Annotated in this window: 14 protein-coding genes; 7 read left to right on the top strand and 7 right to left on the bottom strand. The window is 71.0% G+C overall.

Features of this window, described 5'->3' with window-relative positions; translation table 11 throughout:
* Positions 1-71: 71 nt before the first annotated feature.
* Both V5F49_RS13725 and V5F49_RS13720 read left to right on the top strand, forming a co-directional pair.
* Complete coding sequence (locus V5F49_RS13725) at positions 72-1,010, top strand: LysR family transcriptional regulator (RefSeq protein WP_394117253.1); 939 nt, start codon at positions 72-74, stop codon at positions 1,008-1,010.
* A 103-nt stretch (positions 1,011-1,113) separates the two neighbouring features.
* Complete coding sequence (locus V5F49_RS13720; RefSeq protein WP_394117254.1) at positions 1,114-1,536, top strand: YciI family protein; 423 nt, start codon at positions 1,114-1,116, stop codon at positions 1,534-1,536.
* Positions 1,537-1,853: 317 nt separating this feature from the next.
* On the opposite strand, the gene V5F49_RS13715 is transcribed toward V5F49_RS13720, so the two are convergent.
* Both V5F49_RS13715 and V5F49_RS13710 read right to left on the bottom strand, forming a co-directional pair.
* On the bottom strand, positions 1,854-2,843 hold the full coding sequence (locus V5F49_RS13715; protein ID WP_394117381.1) for a 2-hydroxyacid dehydrogenase: 990 nt from the start codon (positions 2,841-2,843) through the stop codon (positions 1,854-1,856).
* A gap of 14 nt (positions 2,844-2,857) precedes the next feature.
* Positions 2,858-3,319, bottom strand: coding sequence for a type II 3-dehydroquinate dehydratase (locus V5F49_RS13710; protein WP_394117255.1), 462 nt, complete (start codon positions 3,317-3,319; stop codon positions 2,858-2,860).
* Between the two features lie 141 nt (positions 3,320-3,460).
* On the opposite strand from V5F49_RS13710, the gene V5F49_RS13705 reads away from it, so the two are divergent.
* Positions 3,461-3,904, top strand: a complete 444-nt coding sequence (locus V5F49_RS13705; RefSeq protein ID WP_394117256.1) for a response regulator — start codon at positions 3,461-3,463, stop codon at positions 3,902-3,904.
* The gene (locus tag V5F49_RS13700; protein WP_394117257.1) at positions 3,901-4,308 is read left to right on the top strand and encodes a response regulator; all 408 of its coding nucleotides are present in this window, start codon (positions 3,901-3,903) and stop codon (positions 4,306-4,308) included. The genes V5F49_RS13705 and V5F49_RS13700 overlap by 4 nt, the downstream gene beginning before the upstream one ends.
* 18 nt (positions 4,309-4,326) lie before the next feature.
* Here the strand turns inward: V5F49_RS13700 and V5F49_RS13695 are convergent, their stop codons facing one another.
* The gene (locus tag V5F49_RS13695) at positions 4,327-5,031 is read right to left on the bottom strand and encodes an outer membrane protein (protein WP_394117258.1); all 705 of its coding nucleotides are present in this window, start codon (positions 5,029-5,031) and stop codon (positions 4,327-4,329) included.
* A gap of 102 nt (positions 5,032-5,133) precedes the next feature.
* On the bottom strand, positions 5,134-6,477 hold the full coding sequence (gene glmM / locus V5F49_RS13690) for a phosphoglucosamine mutase (protein WP_394117259.1): 1,344 nt from the start codon (positions 6,475-6,477) through the stop codon (positions 5,134-5,136).
* A 367-nt stretch (positions 6,478-6,844) separates the two neighbouring features.
* Here glmM and V5F49_RS13685 point away from each other — a divergent pair, with 367 nt between their 5' ends.
* A complete protein-coding gene (locus V5F49_RS13685; RefSeq protein ID WP_394117260.1) occupies positions 6,845-7,846 on the top strand; it encodes an adenosine kinase in 1,002 nt (333 codons plus the stop codon).
* The gene (locus tag V5F49_RS13680; RefSeq protein WP_394117261.1) at positions 7,843-9,144 is read left to right on the top strand and encodes an ATP-dependent DNA helicase; all 1,302 of its coding nucleotides are present in this window, start codon (positions 7,843-7,845) and stop codon (positions 9,142-9,144) included. The genes V5F49_RS13685 and V5F49_RS13680 overlap by 4 nt, the downstream gene beginning before the upstream one ends.
* Before the next feature lie 38 nt (positions 9,145-9,182).
* Here V5F49_RS13680 and V5F49_RS13675 read toward each other — a convergent pair whose 3' ends face one another.
* Positions 9,183-9,953, bottom strand: coding sequence for a VHL beta domain-containing protein (locus V5F49_RS13675; protein WP_394117262.1), 771 nt, complete (start codon positions 9,951-9,953; stop codon positions 9,183-9,185).
* 170 nt (positions 9,954-10,123) lie between these two features.
* On the opposite strand from V5F49_RS13675, the gene V5F49_RS13670 reads away from it, so the two are divergent.
* Complete coding sequence (locus V5F49_RS13670; protein WP_394117263.1) at positions 10,124-10,480, top strand: tRNA-binding protein; 357 nt, start codon at positions 10,124-10,126, stop codon at positions 10,478-10,480.
* An 8-nt stretch (positions 10,481-10,488) separates the two neighbouring features.
* Here V5F49_RS13670 and V5F49_RS13665 read toward each other — a convergent pair whose 3' ends face one another.
* Positions 10,489-11,346 carry a tRNA nucleotidyltransferase gene (locus V5F49_RS13665; RefSeq protein ID WP_394117264.1) on the bottom strand — a complete coding sequence of 286 codons (858 nt, stop codon included), beginning with the start codon at positions 11,344-11,346 and terminating at the stop codon, positions 10,489-10,491.
* 55 nt (positions 11,347-11,401) lie between these two features.
* A complete protein-coding gene (locus V5F49_RS13660; RefSeq protein ID WP_394117265.1) occupies positions 11,402-12,145 on the bottom strand; it encodes a trimeric intracellular cation channel family protein in 744 nt (247 codons plus the stop codon).
* Between the last annotated feature and the right edge of the window lie 45 nt (positions 12,146-12,190).

Here is a 12,190-nt window from a genome sequence, read left to right as displayed (position 1 = left end):
CCGTCATCTGCCCTGTCCTCTGCCCCTCCATCCGCGTCCCGCGCCACCGCCCCGAACCGGCGCGCAGCGGCATGAACTTTTCCCTGCGCGCCCTGCGCTACGTGGTGGCGGCGGCCGAGTGCGGGAACGTGACCGAGGCGGCCCGGCAGCTGAACGTGTCCCAGCCGTCCATTTCCGCCGCCATCGCCCAGACCGAGGCCGACCTCGGCATTCCCCTGTTCATCCGCCACCATGCGCGCGGGGTCACCCCCACCCCCGCCGGCCAGCGCTATGTGAACGAGGCGCGGCACCTGCTCGCCCATGCGCGCGACTTCGCCCAGACTGCCGAGGCGCTGGGCGACAGCCTGAGGGGGGAAATCTCGCTCGGCTGCTTCCTCACCATCGCCCCCCGCTTCATGCCGGCGCTGCTGGCGCGCTTCGCCGGGGAGCAGCCCGGCATCACCGTGCGGCTGGAGGAAGGTGACCAGCGCGAGATCATCGACGGCGTGCTCTCAGGCCGGCTCGAGCTTGCGGTCTCCTATGGCTATGCGGTGCCCGAGGAGCTCGCGGGCGAAATCCTCATCGACCTGCCGCCCCTGCTGGTCCTGGCCGCCGACCATCCGCTGGCGAGCCGGCCCGTGGTCTCCCTGCAGGACGTGGCCGACGAGCCGTTCCTGCTCTACGATCTACCCCACACTCGCGACTACTTCTTCTCCCTGTTCGATGCCTGCGGCATCACCCCGCGCATCGCCTATCGCTCGCGCTCCTACGAGCTGATCCGCGGCCTCGTGGGGCAGAAGCGGGGCTACACGCTGCACAATGCCTCGCCCCGCACCACCATGGCCTATGACGGCAGCCGGGTGGCGGTGCGGCCGCTGAAGGAGCGCCTGCCGCCGGTGCGGGTCATGCGCCTGTCGCTGCGCCGCCAGCCCATGCGGCCGGCGGTGGAGGTGTTCGCCCGCTTCCTGTCCGGCGCCTTCTCGCCGGGCGGCATGTTCGCCCCCGGCTCCATCGCGCCGGACATGGACTAGGCGCAAAAAATCCGCGCCGGACATGTCGGCCTGCGTCCGGCGGCGCGTCCTTGGGGAAGGATGCCGGGGGATGCCCCGCCCGGATCGCACGAGGAGACCCGTGATGCGCGTGATGGTGATCGTGAAGGCGACGGCCGACAGCGAGGCGGGCACCCTGCCCTCCACCGAGCTGCTGGAGGCCATGGGCCGTTTCAACGAGGAGCTGGTGAATGCCGGCATCATGCTGTCCGGCGACGGGCTGAAGCCTTCCTCCGCCGGCAAGCGGGTGGCGTTCGACGGTGCGAGCCGCATCGTCATGGATGGCCCCTTCGCCGAGACCAAGGAGCTCATCGCCGGCTTCTGGATGTGGCAGGTGAAGGACATGGAGGAGGCGGTGGCGTGGGTGAAGCGCTGCCCCAACCCCATGCCCGGACCGAGCGAGATCGAGATCCGCCCGCTCTACGAGATGGAGGATTTCGGCGACGCCATCACGCCCGAGGTCGCGGCGCAGGAGGAGCGCCTGCGCGAGAAGCTGACCGGGCGCTGAGGCCGGACCGTCCGGCGGGCGGCCGCGGGCTGCGAACCTGCCACGCGCGACGGGCGCATGCGGGCGGTCCGGCTATGGCCTTGCTTCGGCAGACATTGCCGGCGCCATCCGTGCGCGGAAGCGCCGCGACCCAATGCCGGAACGCGCCCGTCCCGAACGGCGGCGCCCATCGCCTTGCCTCGTCGCGGCCGCAGCCCCGCCGCGCCAGCGCAGCAGGATCGCCGTCCCGGAAGCCCGGCAGGAATGGCGCTCCCGCCAGGCTGGGTCCACGTCAGCGCGGCTCCTGAGGGGTAGATGGACGCCCCTCCTTCCACCCCTCAGTAGCCGCGCAGCGGGTCCACCCGGTTCTCGACCGCCTCGCCCGCATCCACCCGCGCGATGTTGCCGGCGATCTGGGCGGCGGCGGTGCGGGGGATGGCGATGGAGGCGAGGTGCGGGGTGATGAGCACGTTGTCCATGCCCCACAGCGGGCTCTCGGCCGGCAGCGGCTCCACCTCAAACACGTCGAGGGTGGCCTCTCCGATCTGGCCGGAGCGCAGCGCCTCCACCAGCGCCGCCTCCACCACCACCGGCCCGCGCGAGACATTGATGAAGCGCGCCCCGCGCGGCAGCCGGGCGAGCCGCTCGGCATTCATCAGCCCGCGCGTGTCGGGCGTCAGCGGCAGCAGCACCACCACGATCTCGCAGCCGCCGAGGAAGTCGTCCAGCGCCTCGAGCCCGTGGACGCAGCGCACGCCCGCGAGCGTCTTCGGGGTGCGCGACCAGCCGCTGACCTGAAAGCCCTGCCGCGCCAGCTCCAGCGCCGCCGTGGCCCCGAGCTCGCCGAGGCCGAGCACGCCCACGCGGATCTCCTCCGCCGGGCGGGGATGCACATAATGCCAGCGCCGCTCCCGCTGGGCCCGCTCGAAGGTGGGGATCTCGCGGGCGTGGCGCAGCACGCAGAACAGCACGAACGAGGCCATCATCCGCGCCATGTTGGGATCGGACACGCGGGTGACGGGCACGTCCGGCAGGTCGTCCCGCGTCACCAGCGCGTCCACCCCGGCGCCGAGGTTGATGATGAGCTTCAGGTTGGGAAAGCGGGCGAAGAAGCCCTGCGGCGGCTTCCACACCAGCGTGTAGCGCACCCTGGCCGGGTCACCCGGCAGGCTGGCGTCAACCGGGTCGGCGACCCAGACCTCGAGCGCGGGGCAGGCGGCCTGAAGCGCGTCCTTCCACTCCTGCCCCACGTCCACCGCGCTGTAGAAGACGAGGACGCCGGCCGGTGTCGCCTGAAGGGGCGCGGCCTCCTGCGTGCCGTGCTGGATGCTGTGCTGCCCGCTCACTTCGCCCTGCCCTCCGCGCGCTCGGCGGCGAGCCGCGCCGCCGCGCCGATGGCCAGTTCGTAGCCCAGCGCGCCCAGCCCCGCCACCACGCCGGTGGCCGCGCGGGAAACGTAGGAATGGTGGCGGAAGGGCTCGCGCTTCCAGATGTTGCTCATGTGGGTCTCGATGATCGGCCCGTCGAAGGCGAGCAGGGCGTCGAGGATGGCGATGGACGTGTAGGTGAGGCCCGCCGCATTGATGACGATGGCATCCGCCTTGAGCCGCGCCTCCTGGATCCAGTCGACGATCTCGCCCTCGTGGTTGGACTGGCGGAAATCCAGCGTCACGCCGAGGCCGGCGGCGCAGGCGAGGCAGCGCTCGCGGATGGCCGGAAAGCTCTCCCGCCCGTAAGTGCCGGAGGGGTCGAGGCCGTAGAGATTGGCGTTGGGTCCGTTGAGGAAATAGATGGTCAGGCTCACGGGCGGGCTTTCCCTAGACTGGAGGTGATGCCGACTTTCGACGCCGGACGCCGTCGCAGCCAATCGAAAGTTGGGATCGCCCGCATCGGTTTTTCCGATCTTGGCACCGGACCTTGCACGCGGGCGGAACAAGCTCGACCGATGAGCGTTTCTGCAGACGAAACCGCCGGAACCGCCCCCCTCATGTCACTCCAGGGACTTTCGCTCACCCCCGCACCGACGACGCGCACCGTCTTGCTGGTGGAGGACGACGTGCTCGTCCGCATGGTGACGGCGGGCGAGCTGCGCGCGGCCGGCCTCACCGTCATCGAGGCGGCCTCGGCGCAGGAGGCCTATGACGCGCTGGCCGCCGGGCTGGTGGTGGACATCGTGTTCTCCGACGTGCGAACCGGCGGCAATCTGGATGGATACGAGCTCGCGCGCCGGCTCGGCGCCGAGCGGCCCGGTCTGCCGGTTATCCTCACCTCCGGCCATTTCGAGCAGGCGGTGGCGGCGCGGGTGGCGCCCTTCCTCGCCAAGCCGTACCGGATGGAAAGCGTGCTCCAGCTCATCGACGCCCAGCTGCGCCCGGAGAGCGCGGGATGACGCAGGCCGAGGGCGCCGGCGAGACCTCCACTCTCCTGGTGGTGGATGCCGACGTGGTGGTGCGCCACGTGATCGCCGATTATCTGCGCGGCTGCGGCTATGTGGTGCTGGAAGCGGCAAGCGGCGCCGAGGCCGCCGCCCTGCTCGACGCCGGGGGCACGCCGATCGACGTGGTGCTGGCCGATGCGGCGGCGACCGGCGATCGGGAAGGCTTCGCCCTCGCCCAATGGATGCGCGCGGCCCATCCGGATGTGGACATCATCCTCGCCGGGTCCCCCGAGAAGGCGGCAGCGGAGGCGGCGCAGCTGTGCGATGACGGCCCCGCCGTGGCCAAGCCCTACCAGCCGCAGCAGGTGGTGGACCGCATCAAGTGGCTGCTCGCCCGGCGCGCCCGCGCGAAGTGACGGGCCACGGGGCGGCGCTCACCGCAGGGTGTAGCGCACGCCGAGCCGCACCTGCTGGGCGCTGGTGCCGCCCATGGCGGGCCCGCCCGACCAGGACGGCGCGCCGAGATCGAGATAGCGATAGCTCAGGTCGAGGCTGAGATCCGGGCTGAAGGCGTAGGACACGCCGCCCGAGACGGACCACGCGAACCGCCAGTCGTTGCCCGACGGCCCCAGCGCCAGCGGCGCATCCAGCGTCGTGATGGCGAAGCCGGCGCCGGCGCCCACATAGGGCGTGAAGCCGGCGATGGTGGCGATGTCCCAGTACAGGTTGGCCTGCGCGACGGTGGACGCGGCATCGAACTGCCACAGGCCGAGCCGGGTCGAGCCGAGGGAGAGATAATCCAGCGTCGCGTCGGCGCGCAGCGAGGGCAGGAAGCGATAGCCGATGCCGCCGCCGGCGGACCAGCCCGCGCCCGAGACATCGAGCCCCAGCGGCAGGCCGCCGACCGAGAGGCCGGCACCGGAAGCTGCCGAATAGCCGGCATCCGCCCGCACGTACCAGCCGGAAGGGGCGTCCTCCGAGACTTCGGGCGGGGCGAGGGAGAAATCGCCGGGCCGGCCGAGCTTGGCGAGCATCTCCGCCGCCTCCGGATCGGCCGCGCGCGCGCCGCCGCCGAGGGAGGAAAGAAGCCCGACCGCGCCGGCAAGCACCACGCCCCGCGCCACCCAGAACCGCGCCATCGCCAAAACCCGTGCCAGAATCCGTTGCGTGGACCCTGGCACGGGAAGCTTTAAGGCCGGATTAACCCTGACGAACGGTTAAGCCTCCCGGTCGCCGCGCCCTCAGGCGGCGACCTTCTGCAGCACGTCGATCACGTCGTCGACCACGTTCTCCACCAGGTCGCGGTCGTCGCCCTCGCCCATCACGCGGATCACCGGCTCGGTGCCGGAGGGGCGGATCAGCAGGCGGCCGTGGTTGGCGAGGCGGCGCTCGGCGTCGGCGATGACGCTCTTGACGGCCTCGTCCTCCAGCGGCCGGCCGCTGCGGTAACGCACGTTCTTGAGGATCTGCGGCAAGGGATCGAACCGGTGGCAGACCTCGGACACCGGCCGGCCCTGCCGGGCCACCACCGCCAGCACCTGAAGGGCCGCCACGAGGCCGTCGCCGGTGGTGGAATAGTCGGACAGGATGATGTGGCCGGACTGCTCGCCGCCCACGTTGTAGCCGTCCGCGCGCATGCGCTCGAGCACGTAGCGGTCGCCCACCGCGGTGCGGGCGAGGCTGATGCCCTCCCCGGCGAGATAACGCTCCAGACCGAGGTTGGACATGACGGTGGCGACAAGGCCGCTGCGGGCGAGGCGGCCGTCCTCCTTGAAGCTCTCGGCCACCACGGCCATGAGCTGGTCGCCGTCCACCGTGTGACCCTTCTCGTCCACGATGATGACGCGGTCCGCGTCGCCGTCGAGGGCGATGCCGATGTCGGCGCGCACTTCCCGCACCTTGGCGGAAAGCGCGGCCGGCGAGGTGGAGCCCACATCGCGGTTGATGTTCATGCCATCCGGCTCGACACCGATGGCCACCACTTCCGCGCCAAGCTCCCACAGCGCCTCGGGCGCCACCTTGTAGCCGGCGCCGTTGGCGCAATCGACCACCACCCGGATGCCCTCGAACGACTGGTTCCGCGGCAGGGTGCGCTTGGCATATTCGATGTAGCGGGCGTGCACGCCCTCCAGCCGGCGGGCGCGGCCGATCTCGGCGGGCTTGGCGAGGCGCTTGGCGAGGTCCTCCTCGATCAGCGCCTCGATCTCGCGCTCCACGTCATCGGAGAGCTTGAAGCCGTCCGGGCCGAACAGCTTGATGCCGTTGTCGTCGAACGGATTGTGCGAGGCGGAGATCATGACGCCGAGGTCGGCGCGCATGGATCGGGTCAGCATGCCCACCGCCGGGGTCGGCACCGGGCCGAGCAGCAGCACGTCCATGCCCACCGAGGTGAAGCCCGCCACCAGCGCGTTCTCGATCATGTAGCCCGAGAGACGGGTGTCCTTGCCGATCACCACCCGGTGACGGTATTCGCCGCGCCGGAACACGAGGCCTGCCGCCATGCCGACCCGCAGCGCCAGATCGGCGGTGAGCGTCGCGTTGGCGCGCCCGCGCACGCCATCGGTCCCGAAGTATTTGCGCGACATGTTCCCTCTCGCCCAGTTCCCGCGCGCCCGGCACCGCGCGCGATGATTCCACAATCGTTCGTCGGCCTTTACCATTCCCCGGCCCGGCCCGCCGATCACATCTCGTGACGCTCCGACACGAAGCGCACGGCTGACAGGCCGGATTGACGGCGCACGAACGATCCCCGCCGTCGAAATTGGCAAAAACAATGCCTTCGCGGCAAGAGGGTGGCGCAGGAACGGGTCCGCGCGCCGCCAACGCGGTTAAAATGCGCCCGCGCGACACCACAAGATACCTCCGGACCCCTTGCGCGAGGCTTGCGCGGCGATTGCACCGGCCAGCCTGCCAGTGCTACGGCAACGCCGTTCCCTCCGGAGACCGCCGCCCGTGACCGCAAGCGCCCTCGACGTCCTCGCCATCGGCAACGCCATCGTCGATGTCCTCTCCCGCGCGGAGGAGGACTTCCTCGCCGCCCATGGCATGGCCAAGGGCAGCATGGCGCTCATCGACGAGGTCGAGGCGGAGCGGCTCTACGGCGCCATGGGCCCCGGCACGGAAGCCTCCGGCGGCTCGGCCGCCAACACCGCCGCCGGCATCGCCTCCCTCGGCGGCAAGACCGGCTTCATCGGCCGGGTGGCCGCCGACGGGCTCGGCACCGTGTTCGGCCACGACATCCGCGCCGCCGGCGTCGCCTTCGCCACCCCTGCGGCCGAGAACGGCCCGTCCACCGCGCGCTGCCTCATCCTGGTGACCCCGGACGGCGAGCGCACCATGAACACCTATCTCGGCGCCGCCCAGAACCTCACCACCGCCGACATCAGCCAGGTGGACGTGGAGAGCGCCGCCGTCACCTATCTGGAAGGCTATCTGTGGGATCCGCCGCCGGCCAAGCAGGCGTTCCTCGCCGCCGCGCAGATCGCCCATGCCGCCGGCCGCAAGGTGGCGCTCTCCCTCTCCGACGCCTTCTGCGTGGACCGCTACCGCGGTGAGTTCCTGGACCTGATCCGGGGCGGCACGGTGGACCTCGTGTTCTGCAACGAAGGCGAGCTGAAGTCGCTCTACGAGACCGCCGATTTCGACGCCGCCGTGGTGGCCCTGCGCCGCGACGCCAAGGAGGCGGTGGTGACGCGCTCGGAGAAGGGCGCCTCCTTCGTCACCTCCGGCGCGGTGGTGAGCGTGCCGGCCCATCCGGTGGAGCGGGTGGTGGACACCACCGGCGCGGGCGACCTGTTCGCCGCCGGCTTCCTCGCCGCCTACACCCGCGGGCGCGATCCCGCCACGGCGCTGCGCCTCGGCGCGCTGGCGGCGGGCGAGATCATCGGCCAGATGGGCGCCCGGCCGCAGCGCCCGCTCATCGACCTCGCGCGCGAGGCCGGCCTCCTGCCGTGAGCGGCGGGGAGATCACGCCCGCCGAGGCCGGCGACGACAGCGCCGCCCGGGCGCTTGCCGCCATCGACGCCCGAGCGCCGCTGCTGATGGTTCTCGGCGGCGCCGGCACCGGCAAGACCACCTTCCTCCATGCCCTGCGCAAGACCCCGCGCGGGCGTCAGGTGTTCCTCGCGCCCACCGGTGTCGCCGCCCTGCAGGTGGGCGGGCAGACCATCCATTCCTTCTTCGGCATCCCGCCGCGCCTGCTCAACCCGGACGAGGTGAAGCCGCGCGTGCAGGTGCGGCGCCTCTTGAAGAAGCTCGACCGGGTGGTGATCGACGAGATTTCCATGGTGCGGGCCGACCTGCTCGACGCCATCGACATCTCGCTGCGCATCGCCCGCGACAGCTCCGAACCGTTCGGCGGCGTGCAGATGGTGCTGGTGGGGGATTTCCTCCAGCTCCCCCCCGTGGTGCCCTTCGCCGAGCAGGAGATGCTGGGCCGGATGGGATACGAGGGGCCGTTCGCCTTCAACGCCAAGGCGCTGGACGGGCGGGAGGTGACCGCCGTCCCCTTCACCCACGTCCACCGCCAGACCGACCGCGCCTTCATCGCCATGCTGGACGCCCTGCGCCGGGGCCGCGGCGCGCGGGAGGCGGCGGAGGCGCTGAACGCGGCCTGCGTGCGGCCGCATCGCGAGGGCGCGCTGCCCGTGCTCCTCACCCCCACCAACGCCCGTGCCGATGCCTACAACGCCCGTGGTCTCGCCGCCCTTTCCGACGAGGGGCGCGCCTTCGACGGGCTGCTCAAGGGCGAGTTCGGCCTGGAGGGCGACCGCCTGCCGGTGGCGGAGAAGCTGGTGCTGAAGCGCGGCGCGCGGGTGATGGCGCTGCGCAACGATCCGGCGCGGCGCTGGGTCAACGGCTCGGTGGGCACGGTGGTGGGCCTCGGCGCCCATTCCGCCGTGGTGAAGCTGGATGCCGGCCCCACCGTGGAGATCGAGGCCTTCACCTGGGAGCGCATCCGCTACGGCTGGGACGAGCCGGGCGGACGGCTGGAGGCGCAGGTGGTGGGCACCTACACCCAGCTGCCGCTGGCCCCCGCCTGGGCCCTGACCATGCACAAGGCGCAGGGCCTGACCCTCGACGACGTCCGCATCGACTTCGCCGACGGCGCCTTCGCGCCGGGCCAGGCCTATGTGGCGCTGTCACGGGCGCGGACGCTGGAGGGGCTGTCGCTGGTGCGGGCCATTACCGGCCGCGACGTGCGGGTGGACCGGCGGGTGGCGGAGTTCGTGGAGCGCTTCGAGCGGGGGTGAGCCCCCGCTCGTTCCGCCGGGGACGCGACGAAGGCGCCTCACTCCCAGATCTGGAACATGTTGTCGCCCTCGTCCTTCGACTTCGGATTGCCGTACATCACCCCGCCGTGGCAGTTGCCGCGGGCGTCCACGGCGATCCAGGGGTGCGTGCCGAAGGTCTGCTGGATCTTGTGGGAGTCGGGCGCCAGCGTGTGATACTTCTTCCACTGGCCGTTGAAGTCGATCCACATGATGTTCAGCGGGATCTTGGAGAGATTCACGAAATTGACCGTCACCGGCGCGTTGCTGTTCTGGGAGCGGACGCTACCCGGCGCCGGGCAGTTCTTGCCTCCGGCCGCGCTCTGCTGCTGCGGCGGCGGGGAGGGCTTGTTGCCTCGATTGCGGGCGCACTCCAGCGCCTTGCCCATGGCCACGGCGGCTCCGTTGAGCTTCCACGTCTGCTCGCCGCGATCGAGGTTGATGGAGAATTCCGGCAGGGTGCGGAAGGCGTTCAGCTGGTCGGCGGTGATCGGCATGGAGGCCCAGCCGTCGCCCTCCGCGCGGAAGTTGCCCACCTCGGCGGCGGCGCCGAAGCCGTAATAGCCCTCCACCCGCTTCTTGTTGCCGTAGTAGGGCACGCCGATCTGCCACGAGCGCCCGTCCGTACCGATGCGGAACTGCACGTTGCCATTGTCCACGTCGGCCGCGCAGTAGCCGAACTGGGAGCCCGCGAACACGGCGGTGATGGACCAGCGGCCCACCCGGTCATAAGCCGTTTCCTGCGCCGCCGAGGAGGCCGCCGCGCCGAGGGCGCAGACAGCCGCGATCATTCCCGCGAGACCCGAAATCCTGCTCGACACGGCGCCACCCCCGGCTTTTATAGTTAATAATTGCTGAATACTTGCCCCCCTGACGTACTGTCAAGCTCGCGCTCGCCTGCCCGGGGCCTCGGCTTTTTCGGCCCGTGGCCTATAAGGGGAAGACCATCGGAAGGCCCCCCATGTCCGGCGACAGCGCACCTGCCCTCATCACCTTCGACGACTTCCTCAAGGTCGACATCCGCGTCGGCACCATCCTCGCGGCGGAGCCGTTTCCGCAGGCGCGGAAGCCGGCGTTCAAGCTCACCATCGATTTCGGGGAGGAGATCGGGGTGAAGTGCTCGTCGGCGCAGATCACCGTGCATTACACGCCGGAGGAGCTGGTGGGGCGGCAGGTGGCGGCGGTGGTGAATTTTCCGCCGCGGCAGATCGGCCCCTTCATGTCGCAGGTGCTCACGCTGGGCTTTCCGGACGCGGACGGGGCGGTGGTGCTCGTCTCCCCGAGCAAGCCCGTGCCCAATGGCGGGCGGCTGTTCTAGCCAAAGCCTCAGGCGCCGCTCTCCGCCCAGCGCTCGGAACGGAAGGCCGATGCGATGGCCTGGGCACGGGCGAAGGCGAGCGCATCGGCATCCTCGCCCGTGACGCCGGCGCACGCGGCGCGGGCGATCGCCAGCAGGTCCACCTTGGGATGCGCCTCCCCCGCCCGTCCGCCATGGCCGAAATAATCGCAGGTGGCCACCAGCATCAGCCGGGCGAACAGCTCGGGATCGCGGAAGGCGCCGGTGCGCTCCAGCATGGCCGCCACCGGCCCCGCGCGCACGGGCGAGACGCGATGCACCCGCTCGCACTCGTTCAGGGCCAGCAGGGCAAGCTCCCGGCACTCCGGCGCCACCGCAAAGCGGGCGCAGATGTCCTCGATGCGCGGGGCGGCGCGCTCCATGTGGCGGTAATGCACCGGCAGATGCTCGCGCGGGCTGTCGGACTTGCCGGCGTGCATCACCAGCAGGGCGAACCGCACCTCCAGCGGCGCAGCGCGGCGGGCGGCCTCGTCGAGCGATGCGAGGAGCAGCGCGCCGAGGTCCACCTCGTCGGCGCCGTCAGACAATTGGGGCACGCCGAAGATGGCATCGATCTCCGGCAGGATGACGTCCAGCACCCCACCCTCGCGCAGCGCCCGCACCATGGCGGAGGGTACCGCGCCCATCAGGCCGCGCGCCAGCTCCGGCCACATGTCGGCGGGATCGAGCCCGTCGAGCGCGCCGGCCTCCATGCGCTCGAACAGGAGGTCGAGGGTGTCCTCGTCCGCCGCGCCGCCTTCGGCGAGGAGCGCGGCGAGGCGCAGAAGGGCGAGGCCCGGATGGGTCTGCACCAGCGCGTCGAGGAAGAATGGCGTCGGCTCGTCCATCCCTGCAGGGGACCATCACCCCGCCGCGCATGACAAGCCCATGATGTGGGCAAGCCTAGAATTTGGGCGCTTCTAGCCGGAAGTGGACCACCAGCAGCCGTGTCGCCAGCACGCCGGCGAAGGTCGCGACCATGGCCTCGGTCATCACCGCGGCGGCGGCGACCTCGGGCAGGAGGAGCAGGACGGCGGTGAGGACGAACGCCCAGAGAAACGCGATCTCGGCATAGAAGGCCCGCTTCAGCATGGGATTGCCGGCGCCCGGCCGCAGCATGTCGCGCAGGATGCCGCCGCCCGCCCCCGTCAGCGCCGCGAGCAGGGGCGCCCACAGCAGGATCGGGTCCGGCGCGAAGCTGAAGGCGACGCCCGCGCCGGTCAGGGTGAAGGCCGCAAGCCCCACCGCATCCGCCATCTCCAGCGCCATGCGTGGCGAAACCCGGCCCCGCACCCGGACGTACAAATGCACCAGATCGAAGAACAGCAGCGACTGTCCGGCCAACCGGTCCACCAGCCGCAGGAACAGGTAGCTCGCCGCCACCACGCCCATCACGGTCAGGAGCGGCACGGGGCTCGCCACCGAGGCCGGCAGCGGGCGGTTCACCAGGAAGTCGCGCACCATGCCGCCCCCCACCGCCGGCAGCGCCGCCAGCACGAAGGCGCCGAACAGGGAGTAGCGCTCGGTGCGGGCGATGATGACGCCCGAGACCGAGAAGGCGACGATGCCGATGGCGCCGGTGACGGCAAACCAGGGATGCTGGAGCACGGTGTCGAAGGCGAGGGCGAGGTCGGTGGTGTTCCGCATGAAGGGTCCGCGCCGCTGGCGGTAGCCGGAAGTGGGGCGCCCAGC

This window comes from Xanthobacter lutulentifluminis (assembly GCF_043194675.2).
Classification (GTDB): Bacteria; Pseudomonadota; Alphaproteobacteria; order Rhizobiales; family Xanthobacteraceae; genus Xanthobacter.
The sequence above is the reverse complement of the archived record's forward strand: the minus strand, read 5'-3'. Positions and strand labels throughout refer to the sequence as shown.

Excerpts from the sequence above, each read along its gene's own strand:
- glmM (WP_394117259.1), bottom strand. The coding sequence starts at position 6,477 with ATGTCGCGCAAATACTTCGGGACCGATGGCGTGCGCGGGCGCGCCAAC.
- V5F49_RS13695 (WP_394117258.1), bottom strand. The coding sequence starts at position 5,031 with ATGGCGCGGTTCTGGGTGGCGCGGGGCGTGGTGCTTGCCGGCGCGGTC.
- V5F49_RS13705 (WP_394117256.1), top strand. The coding sequence starts at position 3,461 with ATGAGCGTTTCTGCAGACGAAACCGCCGGAACCGCCCCCCTCATGTCA.
- V5F49_RS13720 (WP_394117254.1), top strand. The coding sequence starts at position 1,114 with ATGCGCGTGATGGTGATCGTGAAGGCGACGGCCGACAGCGAGGCGGGC.
- V5F49_RS13700 (WP_394117257.1), top strand. The coding sequence starts at position 3,901 with ATGACGCAGGCCGAGGGCGCCGGCGAGACCTCCACTCTCCTGGTGGTG.
- V5F49_RS13725 (WP_394117253.1), top strand. The coding sequence starts at position 72 with ATGAACTTTTCCCTGCGCGCCCTGCGCTACGTGGTGGCGGCGGCCGAG.
- V5F49_RS13670 (WP_394117263.1), top strand. The coding sequence starts at position 10,124 with ATGTCCGGCGACAGCGCACCTGCCCTCATCACCTTCGACGACTTCCTC.
- V5F49_RS13665 (WP_394117264.1), bottom strand. The coding sequence starts at position 11,346 with ATGGACGAGCCGACGCCATTCTTCCTCGACGCGCTGGTGCAGACCCAT.
- V5F49_RS13675 (WP_394117262.1), bottom strand. The coding sequence starts at position 9,953 with ATGATCGCGGCTGTCTGCGCCCTCGGCGCGGCGGCCTCCTCGGCGGCG.
- V5F49_RS13660 (WP_394117265.1), bottom strand. The coding sequence starts at position 12,145 with ATGCGGAACACCACCGACCTCGCCCTCGCCTTCGACACCGTGCTCCAG.